Source organism: Runella sp. R5_40, assembly GCF_057652295.1.
The window spans coordinates 363,212-388,412 of record NZ_JBYFCH010000003.1 but is presented as its reverse complement, the minus strand read 5'-3'; the positions used below and the strand labels follow the sequence as shown (position 1 = coordinate 388,412).

27 protein-coding genes are annotated in these 25,201 nt (G+C 45.0%); 15 read left to right on the top strand and 12 right to left on the bottom strand.

The genetic code is table 11. The features are described 5' to 3' along the window. Window positions 1–200 precede the first annotated feature (200 nt). From AC23N5_RS08855 to AC23N5_RS08835, 5 genes are all read right to left on the bottom strand, one after another. Complete coding sequence (locus tag AC23N5_RS08855; protein WP_487755275.1) at window positions 201–1,778, bottom strand: caspase family protein; 1,578 nt, start codon at window positions 1,776–1,778, stop codon at window positions 201–203. A gap of 3 nt (window positions 1,779–1,781) precedes the next feature. Further along, window positions 1,782–2,381: an FHA domain-containing protein gene (locus AC23N5_RS08850; RefSeq protein WP_487755274.1), complete on the bottom strand. Its 600-nt coding sequence runs from the start codon at window positions 2,379–2,381 to the stop codon at window positions 1,782–1,784. Further along, window positions 2,381–3,328, bottom strand: a complete 948-nt coding sequence (locus tag AC23N5_RS08845) for a hypothetical protein (protein WP_487755273.1) — start codon at window positions 3,326–3,328, stop codon at window positions 2,381–2,383. The genes AC23N5_RS08850 and AC23N5_RS08845 overlap by 1 nt, the downstream gene beginning before the upstream one ends. A 62-nt stretch (window positions 3,329–3,390) precedes the next feature. After that, window positions 3,391–4,098, bottom strand: coding sequence for an FHA domain-containing protein (locus AC23N5_RS08840; protein WP_487755272.1), 708 nt, complete (start codon window positions 4,096–4,098; stop codon window positions 3,391–3,393). Between the two features lie 68 nt (window positions 4,099–4,166). Further along, the gene (locus AC23N5_RS08835) at window positions 4,167–5,393 is read right to left on the bottom strand and encodes a BaiN/RdsA family NAD(P)/FAD-dependent oxidoreductase (protein WP_487755271.1); all 1,227 of its coding nucleotides are present in this window, start codon (window positions 5,391–5,393) and stop codon (window positions 4,167–4,169) included. A 130-nt stretch (window positions 5,394–5,523) separates the two neighbouring features. On the opposite strand from AC23N5_RS08835, the gene AC23N5_RS08830 reads away from it, so the two are divergent. After that, entirely contained in the window at window positions 5,524–6,597 is a 1,074-nt protein-coding gene (locus AC23N5_RS08830) for a DNA/RNA non-specific endonuclease (protein WP_487755270.1), read from the top strand. On the opposite strand, the gene AC23N5_RS08825 is transcribed toward AC23N5_RS08830, so the two are convergent. From AC23N5_RS08825 to AC23N5_RS08815, 3 genes are all read right to left on the bottom strand, one after another. Then, window positions 6,587–7,315, bottom strand: coding sequence for a carbon-nitrogen hydrolase family protein (locus AC23N5_RS08825; protein ID WP_487755269.1), 729 nt, complete (start codon window positions 7,313–7,315; stop codon window positions 6,587–6,589). The two genes, AC23N5_RS08830 and AC23N5_RS08825, sit on opposite strands and share 11 nt — an antisense overlap. Before the next feature lie 11 nt (window positions 7,316–7,326). Next, window positions 7,327–8,121: an N-acetylmuramoyl-L-alanine amidase-like domain-containing protein gene (locus AC23N5_RS08820; RefSeq protein WP_487755268.1), complete on the bottom strand. Its 795-nt coding sequence runs from the start codon at window positions 8,119–8,121 to the stop codon at window positions 7,327–7,329. A 218-nt stretch (window positions 8,122–8,339) separates the two neighbouring features. Beyond that, window positions 8,340–8,759: an OsmC family protein gene (locus AC23N5_RS08815; RefSeq protein WP_487755267.1), complete on the bottom strand. Its 420-nt coding sequence runs from the start codon at window positions 8,757–8,759 to the stop codon at window positions 8,340–8,342. A 187-nt stretch (window positions 8,760–8,946) separates the two neighbouring features. Between AC23N5_RS08815 and AC23N5_RS08810 the strand changes: the two genes are divergently transcribed. The 8 genes from AC23N5_RS08810 to AC23N5_RS08775 are packed head-to-tail and all read left to right on the top strand — an operon-like array spanning window position 8,947 to window position 14,544. Next, on the top strand, window positions 8,947–9,708 hold the full coding sequence (locus tag AC23N5_RS08810; RefSeq protein WP_028525320.1) for a hypothetical protein: 762 nt from the start codon (window positions 8,947–8,949) through the stop codon (window positions 9,706–9,708). Continuing rightward, on the top strand, window positions 9,705–10,751 hold the full coding sequence (locus AC23N5_RS08805; protein WP_487755266.1) for an SGNH/GDSL hydrolase family protein: 1,047 nt from the start codon (window positions 9,705–9,707) through the stop codon (window positions 10,749–10,751). The genes AC23N5_RS08810 and AC23N5_RS08805 overlap by 4 nt, the downstream gene beginning before the upstream one ends. Next, window positions 10,748–11,626, top strand: coding sequence for a lipoyl synthase (gene lipA / locus AC23N5_RS08800; RefSeq protein ID WP_183973498.1), 879 nt, complete (start codon window positions 10,748–10,750; stop codon window positions 11,624–11,626). The genes AC23N5_RS08805 and lipA overlap by 4 nt, the downstream gene beginning before the upstream one ends. A gap of 30 nt (window positions 11,627–11,656) precedes the next feature. After that, on the top strand, window positions 11,657–11,929 hold the full coding sequence (locus tag AC23N5_RS08795) for a hypothetical protein (protein ID WP_487755265.1): 273 nt from the start codon (window positions 11,657–11,659) through the stop codon (window positions 11,927–11,929). After that, the gene (locus tag AC23N5_RS08790; RefSeq protein WP_487755264.1) at window positions 11,916–12,176 is read left to right on the top strand and encodes a Txe/YoeB family addiction module toxin; all 261 of its coding nucleotides are present in this window, start codon (window positions 11,916–11,918) and stop codon (window positions 12,174–12,176) included. The genes AC23N5_RS08795 and AC23N5_RS08790 overlap by 14 nt, the downstream gene beginning before the upstream one ends. A gap of 2 nt (window positions 12,177–12,178) precedes the next feature. Further along, a complete protein-coding gene (locus tag AC23N5_RS08785; RefSeq protein ID WP_487755263.1) occupies window positions 12,179–13,336 on the top strand; it encodes a lycopene cyclase family protein in 1,158 nt (385 codons plus the stop codon). Between the two features lie 36 nt (window positions 13,337–13,372). Then, window positions 13,373–14,251 (top strand): pirin family protein, encoded by an 879-nt coding sequence (locus AC23N5_RS08780; protein ID WP_487755262.1) that lies wholly within the window; start codon window positions 13,373–13,375, stop codon window positions 14,249–14,251. A gap of 14 nt (window positions 14,252–14,265) precedes the next feature. Continuing rightward, entirely contained in the window at window positions 14,266–14,544 is a 279-nt protein-coding gene (locus AC23N5_RS08775) for a GNAT family N-acetyltransferase (protein WP_183973492.1), read from the top strand. Between the two features lie 57 nt (window positions 14,545–14,601). On the opposite strand, the gene AC23N5_RS08770 is transcribed toward AC23N5_RS08775, so the two are convergent. The 3 genes from AC23N5_RS08770 to AC23N5_RS08760 are packed head-to-tail and all read right to left on the bottom strand — an operon-like array spanning window position 14,602 to window position 17,218. Then, a complete protein-coding gene (locus AC23N5_RS08770; protein WP_183973490.1) occupies window positions 14,602–15,315 on the bottom strand; it encodes a glucosamine-6-phosphate deaminase in 714 nt (237 codons plus the stop codon). Next, complete coding sequence (locus AC23N5_RS08765) at window positions 15,296–16,024, bottom strand: hypothetical protein (RefSeq protein ID WP_487755261.1); 729 nt, start codon at window positions 16,022–16,024, stop codon at window positions 15,296–15,298. The genes AC23N5_RS08770 and AC23N5_RS08765 overlap by 20 nt, the downstream gene beginning before the upstream one ends. 42 nt (window positions 16,025–16,066) lie before the next feature. Further along, window positions 16,067–17,218: an acyltransferase family protein gene (locus tag AC23N5_RS08760; protein ID WP_487755260.1), complete on the bottom strand. Its 1,152-nt coding sequence runs from the start codon at window positions 17,216–17,218 to the stop codon at window positions 16,067–16,069. A 196-nt stretch (window positions 17,219–17,414) separates the two neighbouring features. Between AC23N5_RS08760 and AC23N5_RS08755 the strand changes: the two genes are divergently transcribed. From AC23N5_RS08755 to AC23N5_RS08745, 3 genes are all read left to right on the top strand, one after another. Beyond that, window positions 17,415–19,988 (top strand): heavy metal translocating P-type ATPase, encoded by a 2,574-nt coding sequence (locus tag AC23N5_RS08755; RefSeq protein ID WP_487755259.1) that lies wholly within the window; start codon window positions 17,415–17,417, stop codon window positions 19,986–19,988. A gap of 139 nt (window positions 19,989–20,127) precedes the next feature. Next, window positions 20,128–20,367, top strand: a complete 240-nt coding sequence (locus tag AC23N5_RS08750) for a hypothetical protein (protein WP_487755258.1) — start codon at window positions 20,128–20,130, stop codon at window positions 20,365–20,367. Continuing rightward, window positions 20,364–20,765 carry a PIN domain-containing protein gene (locus tag AC23N5_RS08745; RefSeq protein WP_487755257.1) on the top strand — a complete coding sequence of 134 codons (402 nt, stop codon included), beginning with the start codon at window positions 20,364–20,366 and terminating at the stop codon, window positions 20,763–20,765. The genes AC23N5_RS08750 and AC23N5_RS08745 overlap by 4 nt, the downstream gene beginning before the upstream one ends. A 20-nt stretch (window positions 20,766–20,785) precedes the next feature. On the opposite strand, the gene AC23N5_RS08740 is transcribed toward AC23N5_RS08745, so the two are convergent. Beyond that, window positions 20,786–21,550, bottom strand: coding sequence for a hypothetical protein (locus AC23N5_RS08740; RefSeq protein ID WP_487755256.1), 765 nt, complete (start codon window positions 21,548–21,550; stop codon window positions 20,786–20,788). 171 nt (window positions 21,551–21,721) lie between these two features. On the opposite strand from AC23N5_RS08740, the gene ccoS reads away from it, so the two are divergent. The 3 genes from ccoS to AC23N5_RS08725 are packed head-to-tail and all read left to right on the top strand — an operon-like array spanning window position 21,722 to window position 25,116. After that, window positions 21,722–21,868: a cbb3-type cytochrome oxidase assembly protein CcoS gene (gene ccoS / locus AC23N5_RS08735; RefSeq protein WP_084332276.1), complete on the top strand. Its 147-nt coding sequence runs from the start codon at window positions 21,722–21,724 to the stop codon at window positions 21,866–21,868. Between the two features lie 36 nt (window positions 21,869–21,904). Next, window positions 21,905–24,049, top strand: a complete 2,145-nt coding sequence (gene ccoN / locus AC23N5_RS08730; RefSeq protein ID WP_487755255.1) for a cytochrome-c oxidase, cbb3-type subunit I — start codon at window positions 21,905–21,907, stop codon at window positions 24,047–24,049. Between the two features lie 5 nt (window positions 24,050–24,054). Then, entirely contained in the window at window positions 24,055–25,116 is a 1,062-nt protein-coding gene (locus AC23N5_RS08725) for a cbb3-type cytochrome c oxidase N-terminal domain-containing protein (protein ID WP_487755254.1), read from the top strand. Window positions 25,117–25,201: the final 85 nt, after the last annotated feature.

The following is a 25,201-nucleotide window of genomic DNA, read 5'->3' as shown; positions in this document are numbered from 1 at the left end:
TTCAAAACAGGGTCTTTCCATTGGCATCCCTCTGAAATTATAATTAGAGCAATGCCTAAACAGTGAAGAACCGAAATTTTGAAAAGATTTTTATTAGACCTAAAAAGAAAAGGTTGAATAGAAAAATAACTCATTCGATAAGGCTAAGAATGTATGGGGTTTTAGAAAAGCAAAACTACAAATTTTACGCTACGCAAGTACTATTTGACATAACTCATAGTTAAATTATCAGAAAAATTACCGTAAAATGTCGGAGCTTGTTTATTTATGGCATTTTTCTTCACCAGTGGTGATACGTATTGGTAAAGCTCTTTTACCGTAATTAGCCGATTTCCATCTAAATCCGCCTTACCTCTAAGCCCGTTTAGTAAGAAAAAAGTAAAAAGTCCTCCCCTAGTAATACCACTTTCTATAGAAGTTTGTGTTGCTCGTGATGATAACATTAGCACTACATCAGCTTTTTGGGGTGCTGTTTCAACGTCCGATATACCCCATGCAGTTTTAGCCGTCATAGTCCCTGACAGACAAGCATCAACTATACAAAGTTTAGTCAAAGCCGCTGAACTTTTAAAATATGTTTTAAGTGCTTGATGGCTCAAGATTGAACTTGGTTGATTTCTGCTAACGTCATAAGGGACCAATCCTCCTTTCATCCCATGTCCAGAAAAGTAAAAAACTACTCGGTCATTGGCCGTAGCCTTCTGGAACAATTGAAGTGCTTTAAGAATATTTCTTTGAGAGGCATTACTATTTGTAAGTAATCGAATGTTTCTTTCAGGGACGTTACCGCCAGCTTTACTCATTAGAAATGTTTTCATTCGCTGGGCATCTTTATCTGCAAATCTCAAGTCCCCAGTGCGATAATCCAACGATTTATAATCAGAAATACCTACTAAAACTGCGTAAGTAGCCTCCTTCTGAGCAGAACAAAAATGTGACAATAAAAATAACATCAATCCCAGCCATTGCCACAAACTTCTTTTTTTGGGGGGTAATGTTGAACTTATTCCATTGTTTATAACCACTTCACTTATAGGCACTAAACAGCCTGAATAATTATCACGAGTTTGGTCTTGACAGATACATAACACCTTTGCCATTTTTGATGCATCATTGTCATCCTCTCTAAAAACTCCCATCAACTTTTCTTCTGTTAATTGCTCCAAAACCCCATCAGTACACAAAAAGAAATAATCTCCCGCTTGTATATCAGTGATAGAATAAATGGTAGGCTCATCTATTTTTATGTTTGCTTCATTTGCTTTTACTCCAATCGAACGGCTTAGACTATTTCGGCGTGGGTGTGTTTTTGCCTGCTCTTGGGTGATAATTCCTTCCGCAACGAGCTCTAAAACATAACGATGGTCTTGTGTTTGGTGTAATACAAAGCCATCACGTATGTGATACACCCTACTATCGCCAATATGAGCAATCGTAGCCCCTCCTTCATCCAAATATAAGAGTGCCATTGTACTTCCCATGCGACTCAAAAGCGGGTTTTGTTGAAGATATTCAGCCAAAACCAAGTGAGCGTGGTTTACTACATCCATTAAATAATTTTGGGTAACAGCCACAGGAGGACGTTGTTCAAAATATTGAATGATTGCCCCTGCCACAAGGCTACTAGCAATTTCTCCTTTATCCCATCCACCTATCCCATCACAAACCACAAAAAGACGTGTATTGGGAGTAGGAAACTCAGGAAAAACGACATCTTCATTATTTTCTCGCTGCCCCGTAAACGAAAAAGCAAATGGCTGATTAAGAATAATCTTCATTGGTTACTGAGTTTCATCGGGGTCAAAAAGTTTTGATACTTTGTAGGACTGTAACATAGCTGTTGGAATTTCATAAACCTCCAATCTGAAAATATCCCTACCCCCCAAATTGATTAAACCTTTATTTGGCACATCCAGTTTTTCCCCATTTTTAAGAAAATAGCTACCAATAGATGTTCCATTTAGGCTATACTTGAATTGGCCACTTTCTGTCTCTAATGCCCCATCTTGTAGTATGTAGCGTAGCAAGCCTGTCCATTGGTCGAAAAAAACATCAATCGTGCAATGCCTTCTGCTTAGATAGCACTTACCATCATGCGTAAAACGTTCGGTATGGACTGTGCATGAGGAGGAATGCCCTATCGTATTTACTCCCATCTGAAGTGGATAAGACAAACTTGGGTTTTCAACATAGACAAGTTGTCCAAACGAAGGCAACCCTTGCAAAATACGGTCATCATAAAATTCGAGGGTAAGTTTATTGACATGACCACAATTTTGGTGGGCACATTGGATTGTTCCCTTCTCAAAATCTCGACTTTTAACGATGATGAGTTTGCCACATTTTTGGCAATTGATGATAGCGTTTTTAAATGTTGTCATTAATCCATCTCAGGCATTTCTGCATCATTAATATAACCATCATCGTCAGTAACGTCCTCATCATCACTAGCCATTGCAACAGTGCTCTCTTCCTCTGCTTGTGTAGTATCTTGGGGAGTGTCACCAAGTCTTTCTAATTTGCTCATTTCAGTAATCACAGGTTCCTCCAACGCTTCTACTCGAACTATTTCCTGTGTAGTCGCATCAATTTGAAGTACTGTATCTAGTCCATCATCTCCACTATTATTCACAATCGCTATCATGCTATTAGTCTCGATATCCATCATCAAAATTGCGTCAGCAATACCATCACGATTGTCATCAATTGCCAACGCAGGACGGCCATTGATGATAGTTTCAACATAATTAGGTTCTAGGGGAGCAACTATTCCTTCTGTCGAACTAGCATGAGACGCAACTGACTGAAAACCTATATCACTCAAAAACTCCTGTCGTTGTGCGATTGACAAACTTTGCCATTCTTCCACTGTAAAAGTATTATAAACATTCCCATGCCAAGAGAACACACCACCTGGCCCTACCTCCGCACGTGCTGCGGCATAGGCTTCCTCAAACGTCATATTTTCGTTTATGCCACCAGCAATATCAATGTTTTGATTTGGCTTTATTGTTCCATTTTGAACAACAGAGACCTGATTGTGCTTTACAGGCGCGGTAGGTTCTTCTGGTAGGCTATTAGTTGTTATTTGGGATGAATTTCGATTAGAAAGGCTATCTTTTTGTGGCTCATTTACATCAAAAGGATTATCAATTGCCCCTAACTTGACCGCAGCAAACGCAGCTCCACCTCCCAATAATATAGTGGCGGTAGAAATAGCTGCTTTTTGGCGAGCTGTCAACTTGGAAGAAGATTTAGTAGAAATCTGACCACTTGCATCATTTAAAACATCGGTCATTTGCTGGTCGGAGGTAGTTATATTTTGCATACTAATTTACGTTTTTCTATTTATCAATTTAGGCCATGAAAGGTAAGTCAAAATATCTGAAATTATTTTACCCAAACAGCTTTGCACTTTGGACACTTCTTCTGCTTTGCCAACAATGTGTATTCTCGATTTCCAAAAGGATCATGGCATTCGGGATTGGGACAGCGATAACGTTGTCTAAATTCTTTATCTATCAACTCAAGTTTTTCTTCTGTAGAAAGCAGATGAGAAGCTAACGTTGGCACCAAAATACTAAGACCAGCACTGGAAAGTACGGATAGTACCCCAAATGCTCCCGCAGTAACTACTGACCCTATGCCAATCACCGACCCGCCAACTACACTCCATAAACGAATCAGTTTGTCGCGTTCTCTGCACGCTTTTCGCAATACAGGATAATCCTCATAAACTTTCTTTAGGTCTGCAAACTCAGCGGTAAAATCAAGAAACGCTTTTTCTGGCTTTATTTGTTTTTCAGCAACCTTTTGCTCTTTGGGAACTACACTAGCAACGTCAAACTCGACATCAGCTATCCATATTTTATCTTTTATATCTATCAGTTTTCTGGTTATTCTCACGCGGTGCCCTTCATTTTCTACGAAGGTTCCTCTCTTACTTCCACAATCTTCTAGAATAAAACTACTCGGAGAACAAATAGTTAAATGGGCATGTTGACGACTAACCGTCGGGCTATCTACCACGATGTCATTGCCTTTATCACGTCCTATTGATAAAGCCACAATTTCTGGAATTATATTTTTTGTATCCACACGATATTTATAGGCTAAATTATACTAAAACATTTGGCGAATTTATCCTTTTTAAACTAATTTTAAAATTAACCCCCAATACTCCGCCCCGCAATCACTCCCGTAGTCCAAGCGGCTTGGAAATTGTAGCCTCCTGTGATACCATCAATGTCCAGCACTTCGCCCGCAAAAAATAACCCAGGAACGTGACGGCTTTCGAGGGTTTTGGGATGGAGGTTCGCTAAATTAATGCCCCCGCAGGTCACAAATTCGTCTTTGAACGTGGTTTTCCCCTGTACCTCCAACTGAAAATTGGTCAGTTGCTCTACCAAGCGGTGGAGGTTTTTGGCGGGTAAGTCGGCCCAACGCATGGTGTCGGGGATATTGGCGAGCTCGACCAATTGTTTCCAAAGGCGCTGAGGTATTCCAAAGGGCGCTTGGGTCGGCACAAACTTCCCTTTCCACTGTACGTCACGCTGCATGGAAGTCAGCTGCTCTTGCACTTCGTTTGGTTTTTGGTTGGTAAAATTTATCAAGGACATAAATTGGTAATTTTTAGAAGCCAACTCCCGCGCGCCCCAGGCCGATAAACGCAGTACCGCAGGCCCACTTACGCCCCAATGCGTAAACAACATCGGCCCTGCTTCGGTCAATTTACTTCCTGCCAATTTTACGCCTACTTTTCCTACCGATACTCCCATCAGGTCTTTCAAGGGCAATTTGGGCGCATTGAAGGTAAACAAAGAAGGTACGGGCGTTTCGATTTCGAGCCCCAACGTAGCCAACCAATCGTAGCCCGACAACTGCGGGTGGCCTCCCGAAGTCACCAAAACTCTACTTACCATCAGTTCTTCTCCCGACTGAAGCCTTAGCAAAAACTGCTCTCCCTCAGCTACAATGGCGTTGACACCTGCGCTCGTGCGCACCTCCACGCCCGCCCGCTGCGCCGCTTGTTGCAAACAATCTATAATCGTTTCGGAACTATCGGTCGTGGGAAACATCCGCCCGTCGGGTTCGGTTTTGAGGGCTACACCTCGGCTTTCAAACCACTGAATGGTGTGTTGATTGTTGAAAATTTCAAACAGCGGTCGTAAAAATTTTGCACCGCGCGGGTAGCCTTTCACCAGTTCAGGGAGCGATGGCGCGGCATTAGTGACGTTGCAACGGCCCCCGCCCGACACCTTTACTTTACTCAGGACGTTGCGGCTTTTTTCAAAAATAGTCACCTTGGCGGTGGGAAAAGTCTCGGCGGCGGTGATGGCGCCCATAAATCCAGCGGCCCCGCCGCCAATAACTGCGATGTGTAGTGATTGCACGTTTTGTTGGTCTAATATCAACTCGAAAGTGCGGAAACTTTTGGGAAGTTCAAAAAAAACGTTGCGTTGTTCGACCTTCTCTACCGTTCTTTGCGTTTTATACCAAAAAACAGAGAACAAACATTTCAGCATGTATTATCGAAAAGGCTTGCGTTGGGGAAACACCCTAATGTTGTTATTTACTTTTATCGCCATCGGTCTGGTGCTTCATTACCGTGGCCGTACCAAACCGCTAGTTTCGTTTTGGAACGACGTTAAAAGTGTGTTTATCTACCAAGAACGTTCCTCGGACAGAAATAACCCCTACAAAAACCCTGAACCTACCAGCACGGCCTCCGACGACCGAACATCCTACAACGATGTAGCCTCCGACGACCGTACGTCTTCCAATAAAGACGACCGAAGCCTGTTGGACAAAGAAGGCATTTCTACCCGCTCCGAAAGCACTACCTCTTCCGACGACGATGAGCCTGAATCTACTTCGTCCAATGCAGGGGACTATTCAAAAACAAAGGATTTTGGTTTACCCGCCATTGGCTCCAACGACCAAATTATCCGCCACCACCGCATCACGCTTCGGTACCGCGAACAGTATGAGCAAGCCGACTGGGTCGCCTATAAATTGTTGGGTGACGAAGCCCGTGCGTACCTTTCTCGCGATGGGAATAAATTTGTTCCCGACCCGCTCGTCAAAACAGGCTCGGCTACGCACGCTGACTATACCCGCTCGGGCTACGACCGTGGACACTTAGCGCCTGCGGGCGATTTTAATATTTCGCCCGACGATAAGCAAGAAACGTTTTACATGAGCAACATCAGTCCGCAAGTGGGCGATTTTAACCGTGGGATTTGGAACGATTTGGAGCAAAAATTTCGTCAATGGGCACAGCGCGACGAAGAATTGTACATTGTTACGGGGCCCGTTTTAAAACCTGGTTTACCTACCATTGGTAAAAACAATGAAATTGCCGTTCCCGAAATGTATTATAAAATTGCACTTTGCCTCACCGACCGCCAACCGCGCATGATTGGGTTTCTGATGAAGAATGAGTTTTCGAGCGAAAACCTTAAAACATTTGTGGTCAGTGTGGATGAAATTGAGCGCCTCACAGGCATTGATTTTTTCCCTAAACTTCCTGACGCGCTGGAGAAAAAACTGGAAAGCTCAACGACGACTCAAGGCTGGTTTTCGGCTAGGAATTAATTCTGACATCGACTTCGTGGGTTTTGGTATCGACCACCAAAACCCCTTCCGTTTCATCGTCAAGCTGCTTTAGTAATCCTTCGGGCGACCAAGCTGCACTTTTTCCAATCCCCACAAAATCCTCACACGGCCCCACACAATTGGCAATCAGTACCGTCATTGAATGTTCTTGGGCCAATTTGGAAAGAATTTCCACCGATTTTTCCATGCCCGCTGCGGTTTTGGCGACGCTGGCTACGTAAATTTTCGCCCCACTATTGATAGCACATTCGGTATGTTCTGCCACCGACAACTCATAACAGATTGCCAACGCCACGGCTTCTTCGTTTATCTTAATCGTGGTAAAATTTTCACCACTGATAAAAAACGGTTCTTCGTCGGCATGAAGGTATTTTTTGGAATAAACCAAGCGTGTTTGATACGGTCGAAACAACACCAAACTGATGTGTACGCCAGCCGCACTTCGGGTAGGCATCCCCACGCCAATCGTCATGCGATGTAGGTTACTCAGTTCCTGAAATTCATCCAACAAAGCATCGTCGCTCTCCACCGCCAGACTTTCGGCCAAAAGCGGCTCGTAATTGGTCAACGACAATTCAGGAAACACCAAAAAATCTGCTTGTTTCTCCGCCGCAAGCGCCACAAAACGCAGGTGTTTTTCTTTGTTTTGGGCAACATCCCCCCTGACCGATTGTAATTGGGCAATGGCTAATTTCATAAAAACTAAGCTTATTTAATGCGTAAAACCACAATTCCGCTGTGCTTTTTGACCCGTTGAAGGTAATCCGACAAGGTTTCAGTCGCCACAATTACCTTTTTAGCTTCCAACGAAGCGTGCAACAAATACGCTCGGCCGTTGCGTTTTACCACAAAACCTTCGTGGTTAAAATCCAACCCCTCAATGCCCGACGTAATGCCAATGATGTCTCCATCTTGCAATTTTGACTCAATGCCTTCTACCTCTTTTTTGGGAAGATAATGCCACGATTTACTCGACAGTTTCGCCTCCACTTCTTGGGTCGTCTGGAAGTCTTTTTCTTCGGCCAAACCCGCATAAGCCGCGCGGTGCGATGTCATAAAATTGATAGAAGGTTGGATTTTTGTCCCTCCTAATTCTTCGGTCACATCGTCAAAAAGCCCTTTGGCTTCCCCCTGAAATTTCCATTCCAAAAAATAATGCAAGCGCGAACCGTACCCATCAACGACGCCGTTTCGGTACCGCATTTGCACCAATTGGTTTTGGAACTGCATGTAGGTTTTTTGGTGGTGACGGGCATGAGTTATTGCCAACACCGACTCCACAAAAGTATAACAGTCAAACTCTCGAAGATTACACACCAAGTTTTCGGGCGAACGTTCTAGGGTATGCGCTACGTAGGGCGTTCCCACAAAACTTTTGGCCACTGCCACGGCCGTAACGGTTTTTGTAGCTCCTTTCTCAACTTGAATTTTTTCCGCAAAAATGGTCTGATTCAAGTCAATAACGACCCATATTCCCAAAAATAAACTTAGTAGTGTCTTCATTTTTTGTTTTCTGTTTATGCTGTGTTGGGTTTACTGTTCGTGTGGAGGGTTGCTCACACATCGTGCCAAGGGTTGCTCACAACCCGACCACCGTGCTAAGGGTTGCTCACAACCCGGCTACCTTACAATCGTCGGGTTGTGAGCAACCCTCTCCACAGACGTGAGCAACCCTCCACACACAGAAGTGAACAACCCTCTCCACAAACGTGCGCAACCCTCTATCCCACCTTCCATTCAAAAGTGATGGCTTGCTCAATATCAGGATGCAAGCTTAGCGCTACGGGGCAAGTGTGCGCCGCTCTCTCCAATTTGGCTTTTTCAGCCTCGCTTAGCTCCGTGCCTGTCAGCATCGACAGCTTCACTTCTACTTTCGCAATTTTACGCGGAGGCTCCGCCGACATCCCTTTGGTTATTTCCATTTGTGAACCTTTCAAGTCGATTTCATCACGGCGGGCTACAATTCCCATGATGGTCATCATGCAGCTTCCCAAAGCAGCCGCTACAAGGTCGGTTGGAGAAAACGCTTCTCCTTTTCCATTATTGTCGGTGGGAGCATCAGTTATAATCGTAGTACCCGACTGTAAATGAACAGCTTCGGTGCGCAATTCTCCGAGGTAGGTGGTTTGTACGGTTGGCATTGTTATCTAGTTATAAGGTGTATTGATGTGCAATTTACGGTTTATGAAAAAATTCTGAACCACTCGTACCCGAAAATAGTTTATCTTCCACACTTATAAACGCAACTTTTTTATACCTTTTCACGTAAATTAACTTGACTATAACAGGTATTTTTGGTAGGTTTAAGTAAAATTTTTGCAAAGTCAGATGAAAGCTGTTTCGACCATAACCCTTGCTTTGCTCTTGCTTGTACAAGCTGCATGGAGCCAACAACGCCGTACTAAAACCAACGCCGAAGACGACGGCGAAGAAGAATACAGTTCCATTACTACCTATGGAGTAACCACCAACACCAACTCAGGCTTACTGGGTGGTTTTGTGTTTCGTCATTCTTCTCAAATCGACAAAGAGCTTTTTGGTCGCCATCAATACCGCTATTTAGGTCTTGAGCTTGTTAATGTTCGTCACCCGAAAGAATTGTCGCAGTCAAGCAATACGGGCGCACGTTTTACGCCTGGCAAACAAAACTATCTTTTTGTCTTACGCCCCCAATACGGTCGTGAAATCATCTTATCGAATCGCAACAACGACGAAGGAATTTCCATCAACGGTATTCTTGCTGCGGGGGTATCGCTCGGCATTTTGAAACCCTATTATATTCAGTACCAAGTCCGTCCTGGCGTAGTTCGTACCGAAGCTTATGACCCCCTCAAACATACCGATTTGGGCAATATCCTTGGTTCTGGCAATATTCTCCAAGGCTTAGGTAATTCTAAAATTATTCCTGGTATCAACGCCAAACTTGGCTTTAGTTTTGAGTTAAGTGCCTTTCGTAGCAACCTCACAGGCGTGGAAATTGGCTTTTTGACCGAGCTTTTTGGCAAGGCTCCCGTCATTATTCCTTTTGCCGAAAACCGTAGCTTATTTACGTCGGGCTACGTGACGTTGTTTTTTGGAAATAAAAAATGAAGTCCCTGTTTCAGAACGCTTTACTCTTTTTATTCTCTTGCATCGTCACTTTAGGGATTGTTGAAATGGGCATGAGGTTCTTTGCCAAAAAGGGCCTCAGTTACCTCCAATCAGATTCGTATTTGGGCTGGATTACCCAACGAAACGTCCGCTATGAGCTTGCCAAAGTGGATGGTTGCGGGCAGCCCTATTCGCTTTTATATACCACCAATCAAGACGGTTTTCGTCGGTTTGGTTATACGACCTCTACCCGTCCCAAAGTCCTTTTTATCGGCGACTCTTTCACCCAAGCCATTGATGTTTCCGACGATAGCACCTATTTTTCTCTTTTAGGAAAACAACTCTCTTTTGAAGTATTTGCCAACGGCACGGGCGGACACGGCACGCTCCAAGAAGCCATGCAACTCGAACAAGTCATTGGCAAAATCAAACCCGACGTGGTGGTTCTTCAGTTTTGCGAAAACGACTTTATCAACAACAGTTTTGACTTGGAAAAAGCGAGTATTTACCATAACAACCAACAACGGCGGCCTTATCTCAACCTGCAAGGGAGGATATATTATGCCAATCCCGTCCAAAATTCCCTTGCCCGTTTTTTGGTCAATCACTCCAAATTGCTTTCGTTTTTACTTCCCAAAATAAAGATTTTACTCCAAGGCTCATCCTCTCAAAAAGCCGCTAATCAGGCTCAAGATGAGGAATTTAAGCCCGCAGATTATCATCAAGCAGAAAAAATAACTGACTTAGGCATTCAAAAAATTAAGTTAATTTGTAAAAAAAACAATGCCACACTCGTTAGCTTCCCCGTTGATGCACCGCTACTTCGTCCCACCCAATCAAAAACACCGTACGAAGTATTGATGCAACAAAATGGAATTGAGATACTTGGCAACGTACCAGAAGCGATTGCGAAACTAGAACGCGCTGGGATTTGTTGTCGAGCCAAGGATGAGGCGCATTGGAACCACCTCGGGCACCGAGTATGTGCCCAAACCTTAATGAACCGTTTACAATTCGTGATAAATCACGCAATAAAGCAATGATAGAACTTCCTGTTATCGCATCTGAGCGTAAAAAACGCCCCGATTGGCTAAGAGTTAAACTTCCGACTGGGCCAGAATACCGTAAAGTTCGGACGATTGTGGATACCAATAAACTCCACACCATTTGTGAAAGTGGAAACTGCCCTAACATGGGTGAATGCTGGGGCGAAGGTACCGCCACGTTTATGATTTTGGGGAATGTCTGTACCCGCAGCTGCTCGTTTTGTGCCGTAGCCACAGGCCGCCCCAACGAATACGATGCCGACGAACCACGCCGCGTGGCCGAAGCCATCAAAACAATGGGGGTAAAACACGCCGTTATTACGTCGGTCAACCGCGACGAATTGAAAGACCGTGGCGCCGAAATTTGGCACCAAACCGTGGTTTTGACCAAAGAACTTAGCCCCGCTACTACCATCGAAACACTTATTCCAGATACCAAAAGCAACTGGGAAGCGCTGGAACGGATGATTTCGGCAGGACAAGAAGTGGTGTCGCACAATGTCGAAACCGTGGCTCGGTTGTACCGTGCCGTACGTCCACAGGCCAAATACGAACGTAGTTTGGAACAAATCAAACGTACCAAAGCCTACGGAAAACGCACCAAATCGGGCATCATGCTTGGCTTGGGCGAAACCCAAGAAGAAATGTTTAAAGCCATGGACGACTTAGTAGCGCACGGTTTGGACGTTCTTACATTGGGTCAGTATTTGCAACCGACCAAAATGCACCACGAGGTGATTGAGTGGATTCACCCTGATACCTTTGCGATGTACCGCGAGGAAGGGCTCAAACGTGGCTTAAAATACGTGGAATCGGGGCCGTTGGTCCGTTCGAGTTACCACTCTGAACGCCACGTCAACGTACCGATTTAAGCAAGTTTTCACTTTAATTGTTATACATCCATGACCGTTACTTACGAAATAGACGCAGATGAACTAAACGAAAACTTTCTGGAGTCGCTCCGAAGTTTGTTTAAAGGCCGTCGGCTTAAGTTGACAGTGGAAGAAGAACAAGGGGTTGTTTCAAATCCTGTCATGATAAAAAAATTAAACGAGGCTTTAAACTCTCCCGACGCTTATGTCTTTAAAGAGAATGAATTGGCTGAGTTCAGCGAAAATCTTTTGGCTGAAGGGCTAGAAGGCTTTGAAAAATACAAAAAAAATGCGCAACGTTAAGTTCAAAGAAAAAGCCTTTGACGAGGTTCAAGTATGGCTTTTCGAAAGTCCTAAAACATTGCAGCGTATTTTTAGAATGCTAGAGGAAGCTAGGCGAACACCTTTTGAAGGCATAGGCAAACCCGAACCTCTCAAAGGTGATTTTCGAGGATGCTGGTCAAGGAGAATAAATGACGAAGATCGACTGATTTACAAAGTAACAGAAGAGGATATCATCGTCTTATCGTTACGTGGACACTATCAATAATTTTGCAAAACTACGACTTCATCATCGCAGGAGGCGGATTAGCAGGACTTAGTTTGGCTTATTACATGAACCAAACAGTACTGCGCGATAAATCCATCCTCATTATTGACCAAGACACCAAGTCCCAGAATGATCGGACTTGGTGTTTTTGGGAAAAAGACCGCCAAAGTCCGTTTGATTCGATTGTGCATCGCCAATGGAATCAGGTGTATTTTCATGGAACAAACTTTTCGTCGGCGCTTGAGCTAGGGCCTTATTCCTACAAATGGCTGCGAGGGATTGATTTTTACACCTTTGTCAAAACCGATTTAGCCAAAAATCCCAACATTACCTTCGTTCAAGAGCGCATCGAGCGGGTCAAAGACACACCCAACGGTGGCTTTATCATCACCGAACACAACCAATACCTGGGCGGTTACGTCTTTGATAGTACCTACTCGTTGAAGCTAAATTTACCCGATTGCCATAACCTGCTGCAACATTTTAAAGGGTGGGAAATCGAAACCGACGTACCTATTTTTGACCCCAATTGTCCCGTTATGATGGATTATCGGGTTGAACAACGCGGCCTTGGCGTACGGTTTATGTATGTGTTGCCCGAAAGTCCAACGCGGGCGATGGTCGAATACACCATTTTTTCGGACAAACTTCTGCCCACAACCGAATACGACGCCGAACTTCATGCTTACATCAAGGAGTTCCTAAAAATCAGCGACTTTCGGATTGAACACGAAGAGTTTGGCGTTATTCCAATGACCGACGAACCTACGCCTTCGCTGGACGGAGAGCATGTTTTTCGCATTGGTACGGGAGGGGGTTACGTCAAAGCCTCGACGGGTTATGCGTTTCAGCGTACGCAGCGTTTTACGCGTGAATTGGTCAAAAATTTGGTCACCATTGGGAAGCCTCTTCCCCCAAAACGCTCCCTCAAAAAACGCTTTAAAGACCTACTTGACAGCACCTTGCTAAACGTTCTTCTCAAAAGTCGTGCTTCGGGAAAAGAGGTATTTACCGCGCTTTACCAGAAAAACCCAACGCCACGCTTATTTGCCTTTCTGGATGAAGACACCACGCTCATGGACGATTTAAAAATCATGTCAACCGTTCCGCTTGGTGCCTTTACGGCGGGGCTGTTTGATGCCCTTCGCAAAAAAATCTAGGATGGGAATCCCAATAAACCTATCATCTGGTCAATTATGTCAAACATCAATTTAATTATAGAAGAACGGGCAGCCAACATCGGCAACTTTATGGTGGGGCGGCTACTTCCCTTTCGCCAAAAAAGGTCGGTGGGTCCCTTTGTGTTTATTGACCACATGGGCCCCGTAAAAATGAGTGAACGGGAAAATATGGATGTGTTACCTCACCCGCACATTGGTCTTTCTACCCTTACTTTCTTATTTGAAGGAGCAATCCTCCATCGCGATAGTATTGGGAGTGAGCTAGAGATACAACCTGGTGCAGTTAATTTGATGACCGCAGGCAGTGGGGTGGTGCATTCTGAGAGAACACCCGAACGGCTACGAGATTCCTCAAAAACGCTCCACGGATTACAGATTTGGGTGGCCTTACCAAAAGAATTAGAAGAAATGGCGCCTTCTTTTACCCACATCCCTGCCGAAGATATACCGCATTGGGAAGATGGAAGTTTGTCATTTAAGTTAATTGCTGGCGAAATATTTGGGAAAACTTCCCCTGTGCCAGTGCATAGTCCACTTTATTTTATCGAGATAAAAAGTAAAGAAGCCGCCCAAGTGAGCATTGGCGGTATGCTTTACGGAGAAAGTGCCTTGTATATCCTTGATGGCACCATTTCGAGTGAGGGCAATGTGTATGAACCAAAACAACTATTGATTGCCAAAGACACAAAACTTTGCCAATTCAATATGGCCGCAAATTCTACGGTCTATATTTTTGGTGGAGAAGCATTTCCTGAGGAAAGATTTATTGATTGGAACTTTGTGTCATCAAGAAAAGAGCGATTGGCCCAAGCAAAGCAAGATTGGAAAAATCAAACTTTCCCTAAGATTTCGGGCGAAACTGACTTTGTTCCTTATCCAACATTTAAAATTTAAAAAACAACTCAACCATGACTATTGAACAATTTAACAGAGAATCTAAAGGTTTTTTTAAAGCCTCGGAAGATGGTAAAGAAGCTGGTAGAATGACTTATTCTTGGGCGGGGAGTGACAAATTTATTATTGACCACACAGAGGTAAATCCCGATTTCAAAGGCAAAAATGTAGGGCTACAACTGGTGATGGCTGCCGTAGATTTTGCACGAGAAAAAAACTTAAAAATAATCCCTCTGTGCCCGTTTGCCAAAAGTGTTTTTGACAAGAAAGAAGAGATAAGGGATGTTCTTTAGCAACTGTCAAAATGAGCATTTTCATTTTGACAGTTGCAGAAAAATAAGACATAAAATCTAAGCGGGATTAGCCGCTGCATCCACCCATAAGTAGCTATTGGCGTGCAGTTTCAAGGCCGAAGCGGGTAGGTTTTCGCCTACGGGTTCGTTGAGGACGCGCTCAATTATCGCTTTTTTCTTCGCTCCGTTGGCGATGACAATAGCAACTTTTGCCTCTAACACATGGCGCAGTCCCACCGTAATTCCTTGCGTTAATGGGGTGTTTGACTCAAAATACTTTTGCCCTACCGAAGCCGTTACCTCCTCTAAATCAGACACGTGCGCATAGGTTTCAAACGACGTTCCAGGTTCGTTTAAGCCCAAATGCCCGTTCATTCCAATTCCCACCATAATCACATCCAAGCCGCCACGGCTTGCGATAAATTCGTTGACACGGTCGCACTCGGCGGCCAAATCATCGGTGAGGCTGTCAAAAAACGAAACGCGCTCGGCAGGTATGCCAAGAGGTTTAATCAACGGCCCGTCGATGTACGAGCGGCAACTTCCAGGGTTGTCGGGCGAGATGCCGACCCATTCGTCCAAGCCCACAAAGGTCGCTTGGTCAAAATCGCCAGGCTGGGCTTTGGCTACAATTTTTTGGAAGGTCAACAATGGTGTTTCACCCGAGGCTACACAAATCGTCGCCGTTGGTTTCTGGCGAACGTAGTTCAAAATAAACTCAGAGGCGTGTTCTGAAAGGGCTTCGTAATCGTCAAATACGTGGTAATTCATGCGTTCTTTTTTCTAATTCAGTGATGAGTTGTTGGATGTGTTGGGACGAAAATAGCTTTATTTTCCCTTTGTTTTGTTCGCTTCGGGGCAAATCAAAAAGCATAACCACTTCTTGTTCGGACGTTGCGGCATGGCGACTGTATTTTTGTTCTTTAAACTGCCTTGCCCGTTCGGAATTGAGCATGACTGCTACTCGAAACGTTTTATTGAGGTAGGTTAAAGTCAGGTCCACGCCGTTGAAATAGTCGTCGCGCAAGGAATATTTTACTTCTTGAAACCGCCCCGATTCTTGGCAAAGTACAAAAAAATGAAAGTCTCGAATCAACGACGGAAAGCTGCGCAACAACCTTGCTTTCACCGCATCGGCATTGTAAACACGCCACGTCCCTTTCCGAAAATAGTGAATCCGAGTTTCATCCAGCACCCCAAAATGCGCGATTAAGTACTGCGTCCAAAGTTCTTGCTCGGTAGGAAGTTGCCCTTTGAAAAACAAAAACTTATAAAACGCTAACGCAAAAGGCGGCAACTTTGCCTTTTCTACCTCTGCATCCCTCAAAAGGTTTTCGCCCGAATAAGCCAACGCCGCCACTTGTTGCTCAATCAACCCCGTCGTCCACGTAATTTTTCGCTCATAAAGCACACTTTCTTTTTCTAATCGAATTTCGACCGTGGTACCATCGGCAAAAGTTTCGGGCAACGGGTATTGCATGTGACTGAATATTTAGCGTCTCTGACGCAAACTGCGAAACTATTACTTCAATCCAAAGAAGACTCGTAAAATTTTTATTCGCTTGATAATCAACCAATAAAGTCCTATACTAATAAGTAAAGACAAAGTACTTACCAAAAGAAAACCAGGCCAAACACCGATGTTATACTTTAGGATATAAAAACCAATCACGACAATGACGGTTTGGTGCAAGATGTAAAACGGATAGACCGCTTCATTGAGTTGACTGAGCACAGGATGCGGGCGATTGAGGTATTGATAGCCGTAGGCCACAGTCGCGACGACCGAAAACCACGTCAAACAAAAAGCGTTGATGTCCCAAACGACGTCGTACCAAGTTGCATCATCCCAGGCGGGATACACAAACCGTCGTAAGCTGTACAAAGTATATAAAACAATCGTCGAAAATAGCGTAGCACGGCCATAAATACGACGTTGACGTGCCATTTCCTCCCAGAGTACCCGCCGACTTACCAATAAATACCCACCCCAAAACAGCAACAAATTGAAGGTAAAATACGCCCAATCGTCCAACAGCGCGTGAGTCTCCTCGGGAAAATACGGTTTGAGCGCCACTTGACTCACAATCAACACCAATGCATAAGCCAATACTCCTCCTTTATAAGAACCCCATTTTTCGATTATTTGACCAAAACGTTCACCTTGGGGAGTTTTTAACCAACCAAATAGTGGGATACTAATAAGTGAGTACAGAAACAAATAGGCAACAAACCATAAGTGATGCCAGCTAAAACTCCCTTTGGGATAGGGAGCAAAGTCAAACACGGTTCGGTAAAAATCGGCGTAAGAAGCAAAGTGAATTCCGTTAAAAATCCGTTCGTAATAAATTTGAGGTGGTACAATGACGAACATCCCAAAAACGAGCGGCACAAACAAGCGCTTTACGCGCTCAGACGCATATCCCCCCAGCGTACGGGTGCGAAGGGCAAAGTAGGTACCCGCGCCCGAAATGAAAAACAACAGAGGCATTCGCCAATAATGCAACCAAATCATCACCCAGCGCATGACTTCGCTTTTTTCGGTGCTTTTGATGTGCCAGTCCCAAGGCACGTAAATCATTCCAACGTGGTAATAGAGCAAAATAATGATACAAATAACCCGCAGCCAATCGAGGTCGTAGCGGCGGAGCGAAGCAGATGAAGGTGTTTTCATGGATGTTTGTTTTTGGGACAAAACAACCTCATTCCGCCCATATCCCCCCTATTTGCCGTTAAAATCGAAGTTCGTTCTTATCGGGAAGCACTAAAACCCACAAATCCTGACCAATATTAGCCCCCAAAACTGACTTTGGTCATATCCTTCCGCTCGGTTGTGTTGCATTTTTGACTCACTACAAAATACCCATTCTATGTCGCAATCCATTTCACCTACCGTAGAAGTTCAATGTTACCACTGCGGTGCCGACTGCGAAGACCACGTCATCGTGCATGACGATAAGCCGTTTTGCTGCGAAGGTTGCAAAACCGTTTATGAACTTCTCCAAGAAAATCAACTCTGCAACTACTACGACCTGACCCAAAACCCAGGCGTATCTCCCGATAAAAATTACTACGCAGGCAAATACGCGTACTTAGACCTACCCGAAGTTCACGATAAAATCCTTGAATTTACCGACGGTCGTCAAACGCACGTCAACTGGTTTTTTCCTCAAATGCACTGCAGTTCGTGCGTGTATTTGTTGGAGAATCTCCACCGCTTGCACGAAGGCGTGATTTCGTCGTTGGTCAATTTCCCCGAAAAGAAAGCCCGTGTCGTCATCGACGAACAAAAAATTAGCCTTAGCAAACTTGCCGAATTGCTCACCTACATCGGCTACGAACCTTACATTAGTTTGCAAGACATCGAAGCGCAGAAAGCTCCCAAAACCAACCGTACACGTTTGTACAAAATCGGGATTGCGGGTTTTGCTTTTGGCAACGTCATGATGATGAGTTTCCCCGATTATTTTGGGTTGGGAGATACCCGCATCGACCATCATTTGCAGACGATGTTTAGCGTTTTCAGTGTGGTATTGGCCTTGCCCGTATTTTTTTACAGCGCTTCCGATTTCTTCGTTTCTGCTTGGAAATCCATCCGCGAACGCTTCCTCAACATTGATGCGCCCATCGCATTGGCCATTTTGGTCACGTTCGTGCGGAGTTTGTACGAAATCGGCACCCAAACGGGCGTTGGTTACCTCGACTCCATGACGGGTATTGTGTTCTTTATGTTATTGGGAAGGTATTTTCAAGACAAAACATACTCCGCTATTTCGTTCGACCGCGATTATAAGTCCTACTTTCCCGTAGCAGTGACGTTGTTGAGCAGAGGGCAAGGGGCGATGGGCAAGGGGCAAGAGGCAAAGGGCAAGGGGCAAGAGGCAAGGGACAGAGAGCAAGGGGCAAGGGACGAAGACTTTCCTTCTGTCATACCGACGAAGGAGGTATCTAACCCCAACCCCCAATCCCCAGTCACCAATCACCAATTACTAGTAACCGACTTACAGCCTGGCGACCAGATTTTGATTCGTAACAAAGAATTGATTCCTGCCGATGTACGCCTTGTGAGCGAGCGCGCGATGATTGATTACAGTTTTGTTTCGGGGGAATCTACGCCCATTGAAAAAACGCGTAATGAACTCATTTATGCAGGTGGCCGCCAAATCGGGGGAGCGATTGAGGTCGAAGTGACCAAGCGAGTATCGCAAAGTTATCTGACGCAGCTTTGGAACAACGACTCCGCTTCTCAACAACAAAAAAATGCCCAACAGACAATGGTGGGTAAAATCAATTATTACTTTTCGTGGGCGTTGTTGTTCTTGGGGTTTGGGGCTTTGGCGTACTGGGCCGTTTTGGGGGACTTACCACGAGGCATCAACGCCATCACGACGATTTTGATTGTGGCCTGCCCCTGTGCGCTGTTACTTTCCGATACGTTTACCAACGGTAATATGTTGGGCATGTTTGGGTCAAATAAGCTATACCTCAAAAACGCCCAAATCATTGAAAATCTGTCTAAAATCGACACCGTTGTTTTTGATAAAACAGGAACACTTACGTTGCCTGACGCGGCGCATGTTCAGTTTATTGGCAAACCACTTACCCACATTCAACAACGAATCGTCCGTACCCTTTGCGAGCAATCGTCGCACCCGTTGAGTCGCTTGATTGCCAAGTCGTTGCAGCACGTTCCGCACGAAAAAATGGTGAGCGATTTTCAGGAAGTGGAAGGAAAAGGCGTTGAGGGTAAACTAGGCGAGTATGTTACGGTACGGCTAGGCTCCGCAACTTATGTTTCTACTGAAAACCAAGAAGTTACACCCCTTCAAGACAGCAACAGCAGCCACGTTTATTTTTCGTTTGATGGCAAAATATTGGGTTATTTCGACATTCAAAGCCAATACCGCGACAACCTCGTTGATACCCTCAAAAGTTTAAAACAGAAGCATTACAACACCTATTTGTTGTCAGGCGATAAGCCTACCGACGTCGAACTATTGAGTGAATTATTTGGCTCGCTCAAGCAGCTTAATTTCAATCAAAAGCCCGACGATAAACTTCGATTTATTGAAAACTTACAAAAGCAAGGCCACAAAGTCTTGATGGTGGGCGATGGCTTGAACGATGCGGGGGCACTTATCAAAAGCGACGTAGGCATTGCCGTCTCCGACAACATCAACAACTTTTCGCCCGCCTGCGATGGGATTTTGGAAGGAAACCAACTTTCAAAGCTACCTCAGTTTGTTCGTCTAGCCCAAGCGGGCCGCAACATCGTGATTCAGAGCTTTATCATTTCGGTTGTGTATAACATCATTGGGTTAAGTTTTGCCCTTACGGGAAATCTTTCGCCCGTCGTTGCCGCGATTTTGATGCCAGCCAGTTCGATTTCAATTGTCTTGTTTACCACAATTTCTAGTCGCATTGCTGCTGCGCGTCGGTTGTGAGGGGGAAATGTTCATCGACACATTTCACAAATTTGTACTCCATATCCTGAACTATTGAAGAAGCCTGTGCGGTTTTTGTATGTGAATGACTAATAGATTTCACAGATATATTCTATTTTTGTTAACAAATAAGAACAGTATGGCAATTCAAACTCACAAAATAACTGAGACGCCCGACGCTTTTATAGTGAATGGGGTTAGAGTGCCTAAGATGAAGAAAGGGCAAAGCAATGTCTATGATCCCGCCATCATTAAAGCCGTTGGCACGGAACTTTTTTTTGATTTAGTAGCCTCTAAGCAGCCTCTACCTATGCCCAATTTAGGGTTCTCTGAAGCCGAATGGAAAGACATGGAAAAAATGCTTGATAACGACCAATGATTTTTGATACCAATTTGATTATCAAGCATATACGCCTCAACAAACCCCTACCTACTCGTGCGGTTATCCCAATTGTTGTTGTAGGCGAATTAGAAGCCTTTGCCCTCAAAGCGGATTGGGGCTATCAAAAAGTTAAATTCCTCGAACACCTTCTTGATAATTACCCTATTGCTGACCTCAATCGAGAAATTACTCGTATTTATGCAGAAGTAGATGCCTATAGTCAGGATAAATTACAAAATCAGCGCTTGCCAAAAGGGCTGTCAGCTCGCAATATGGGCAAAAATGACTTATGGATAGCAGCCATCGCTATCTATCTGGATATGGAACTACATACAACCGATGGCGATTTTGACCATTTAGTGGAGTTTGGTCTAAAATTAGTAAAACCAACGTAGCAAAATCTCTCTTTCCCTAACTACCCCCACATACGGCTCGAAACTAGGTTAATCACGGCATTGACCACCAGCGCTATCAGAAACGCTACCACGACCGAAAACTCGTGGAGCAAAAACGCCTGCAAAAACAAGAACGTCGTAAAGCCAACGAGGCCAATCATAATGCCTCGCAAGACCGTTATTGCCGCCGTACTGCCTTGTAAATAATGGTTAAAAATGGCCAAAATAGAGGTCAGGATAGGAAAAGGCGTCAGGACACCACTCCAGCTAGGCCCCAAAATAGCCGCCAGCCCCGTGATGGTCAACACAAAAAGGGTCGCGACCAACATCCGAAACAATAAATCATACTTCGGTGGCTTCGCTCGGGAAGGAGCCGCTTGTCCTACTAAAGGACGAGGAAAATAATACAAGGCAATCGTAATCACGACCAAAGCCAAGCCGTAAATCCCCCAAATTATCAGCGGAATTGCATCCAACACGAGAGCAGTGAGGGCAAAAGCCACGTACGAAAGTAGCAACGTTGGTAACCACTTCATCCGTTTGGAAAACAACGCATAGCAGTAACAAAAACTCACCAGCGCAATGATTCCCATCAAAATGCCTGGAATAGAGCGTATGCCAAAGTCTTTGCCTTGCTCCAAAATAAAAAACACCAAGATAGGCCCCGCTACCCAAGGCATACTCCCAACCACCCCTCCTACCCGATTCCCCCACTTACGGCTAATCAGCGTAATCAGTCCAATGACCAACGGAATAATGGTCAGTTTAAAAAATAAGATATTCATTAATCCACGAAGATAGTTCGGCAAAGGTACACAGATCTACTAAAACTGACCAAAGTCAGTTTTGAGGACTGACTTCCCTCATCTTAATCCCGCCCCTCCAAACCTACTTTTGGGAGTCGTCAGTCCTAACAAGCTGGTCCAATTTCAACATTCTCAAACATACACACGTCTATGAGTGCTCTCATCATCCTGCTCTGCATCAGTCTGTTTGTCGCAGGCGGCTTCTTAATCGCCTTTGTATGGTCGGTACGCCAAGGACAATACGACGACGATTACACTCCTTCGATTCGGATTTTATTCGACGACAACGAAAAATAGTTCATCCTTTTTAATCATAAACTCCTCAAATTCAACATGGAACCAATTTCCAAAACAACCTCAACCGTTGACATGGAAGAGTTTCAGTATGATAACACCATCGTACGGAATTTCGCCATTGCTTCTATCGTGTTTGGGATCGTCGGAATGCTGGTGGGCGTACTTATCGCGTTTCAGTTAGCATTTCCTGCCCTCAACCTCGATATTCCCTACACTACGTTTGGTAGGTTACGTCCCCTTCACACCAACGCCGTCATTTTTGCTTTTGTCGGTAACGGTTTCTTTATGGGGCTTTATTATTCGGCACCACGGGTACTCCGCACGCCAATGTACAGTAAGTTGTTGTCCAACATCAACTTCTGGGGCTGGCAACTCATCATCGTAGCCGCCGCCATTACACTGCCTTTAGGACTTACCACAGGAAAAGAATACGCCGAACTCGAATGGCCGATTGACATTGCCATTGCGGTGGTATGGGTAGCCGCGCTTCTCAACCTCGTCATGACCATGGTCAACCGCCGTGTACAGCACATTTATGCTGCGGTTTGGTTTTACTTGGCTTCGTTTGTCACAGTGGCGATGTTGCACGTGGTCAACAGCGTTGAACTTCCGATTTCTCTTACTAAAAGTTATTCTTGGTACGCTGGGGTGCAAGATGCTTTGGTACAATGGTGGTACGGTCACAATGCGGTGGCATTCTTCCTAACAACTCCTTATTTGGGCTTGATGTACTACTTTTTGCCAAAAGCGGCTAACCGCCCTATCTATTCGTACCGATTGTCAATTGTTCACTTTTGGTCGCTGATTTTCTTATACATCTGGGCAGGCCCTCACCACTTACTTTATACGTCTTTGCCTGACTGGGCACAATCGTTGGGTACGGTGTTCTCCGTAATGTTGATTGCTCCTTCGTGGGGTGGTATGATTAATGGTTTGTTTACACTCCGTGGTGCTTGGGATAAAGTTCGTGAGGATGTGGTTTTGAAATTCATGGTAGTAGGGGTAACCGCCTACGGGATGGCCACCTTTGAAGGCCCTATGCTTTCGTTGAAAAACGTAAACGCCATTGCCCACTATACCGACTGGATTGTAGCACACGTTCACGTAGGAGCGCTTGGCTGGAACGGTTTTATGACCTTTGCCATCATGTACTGGTTGTTCCCACGTTTGTACGGACGTCCGTTGTTCTCTCAAAAATTGGCCAATTTTCACTTCTGGATTGGCACATTAGGTATCATTTTCTACGCCGTACCGATGTACTGGGCAGGTTGGACACAATCGTCGATGTGGAAAGAATTTACCGAAGAAGGTTTCTTGAAATACCCGAACTTCCTCGAAACCGTTACGCAGCTTGTGCCTTTCTATATCTTACGTGGTGTGGGTGGTACTTTGTTCTTGGTCGGTTTCTTGGTCGGTACGTACAACTTAGCCATGACGGCCCTTAGTGGAAAACTTATCGCCAACGAGACAGCACGTGCGGCTTCGCTCAAATCTATCTGGAATCCTCCCGCCAACGAATTCTGGCACAGCCGTATTTTTGAACGTAAACCTGTGTTCTTTACCGTTATTTCGTTGGTAGCTGTTATCATCGGGGGTGTCATTGAACTTGTGCCTACTTTCATGGTAGAATCCAACGTACCAACCATCGAAAGCGTGCAACCTTACACTGCCCTCGAACTCCAAGGTCGCGATATTTACGTCCGTGAAGGTTGCTATACGTGTCACTCTCAGATGGTTCGTCCGTTCCGTTCCGAAACCGAACGTTATGGTGAATACTCAAAAGCAGGTGAGTTTGTCTATGACCACCCATTCCAGTGGGGTTCAAAACGTACAGGACCCGATTTGCACCGAGTGGGGGCAAAATACCCAGACTCATGGCACTACAACCACATGGAAGACCCAACGAGCATGTCGCCTGGCTCTATCATGCCTAAGTACCCTTGGTTGCTTGAGGATGCGCTTGATTTGAGCACCACTCCCGCCAAAATCAGTGCCATGCGTACCCTCGGTGTGCCTTACGAAGACGGGTTTGAAGACCAAGCCATTGCCGACGCTCAAAAACAAGCCGATGGCATCGTGGCAAGTCTCAAAAAAGACGGTATCAAAGCCAAAGCTGACAAAGAAATCATTGCGCTCATTGCCTACTTGCAACGCTTAGGTACTGACATCAAAAAACAATAAAAATCATGAAATTCAGAAACTATCTCCAGGCGATTGACGGAGTGGCGATCTATCCGCTCATCGGACTACTGATTTTTGCGGCCGTTTTTGTAGGATTGGTATGGTACCTTGTAAAACTTGACAAGAAAACCGTCCAAAAAATAAGCCAATTGCCCCTCGAAGACGGCACCGTTCGCCGTGGACTTGCAACTCTTGCGTTACTTTTAGTTTCGTCAATGGTGTTTGCCCAAGCCGCCGAAGCCCCCAAAGCAGGCAACAAAGAACTGGTCAACTACCTCATCATCATGTTGCTGGTTGTGGTCATTTTGGCCGTGCTCGTGCTCTTAGTGCAAGTGATGATGCTTCTCCGTAAAATCTCCGCTCCTCAGGGAGATGCAGAAGTAAAAGAAGATTTACGCGGTGAATCTGCGCCGATTTTCAGTGATCGCTGGTGGCAACGTTGGACGGGTTTTGGCGTAAAACTCGCCGACGAACAACGCATCCTTATCAAAGGTCACGACTACGACGGCATCCACGAACTCGACAACCGTATGCCACCTTGGTTGGCGTTCTTGTTCCAAGGTACGATTGTATTTGCCGTGATTTACCTCATTATCTATCACATGGCAGGTTGGGGAGATTTACCGATGGCCGAACTCGAAAAGGAAAGCCAAGTGGTAGAAGCGAAGAAAACCGCGTTCCTTGAAAAAGCAGCGGCCAAAATCAACGAAAATACCGTTACGTTGGCCTCCGATGCCAAAGCAATTGAGGAAGGTAAAGCCATTTTTACGGCCAACTGCGCCGCTTGTCACGCTGCCGATGGTGGTGGAACTGTAGGCCCCAACCTTACCGACGAATACTGGCTCCACGGAGGCGGTATCAAGAATGTCTTCAAAACCATCAAATACGGTGTACCCGAAAAAGGGATGATTTCGTGGGAAAAACAATTGAACCCACTCAAAATGCAACAAGTTGCTAGTTACATCATCTCCATCAAAGGCACAAAGCCCGCGAACCCGAAAGCTCCTCAAGGAGAAATTTATACCGAAACTACCGCAGCGGCGGATAGTACTGTAGCTGTTAAGTAAATGTCGAGTGTAGAATGCAGAATATCGAATTAATTTTCACTTGATACTCTGCATTCTACACTCGACACTCCTAATTACATTCTCA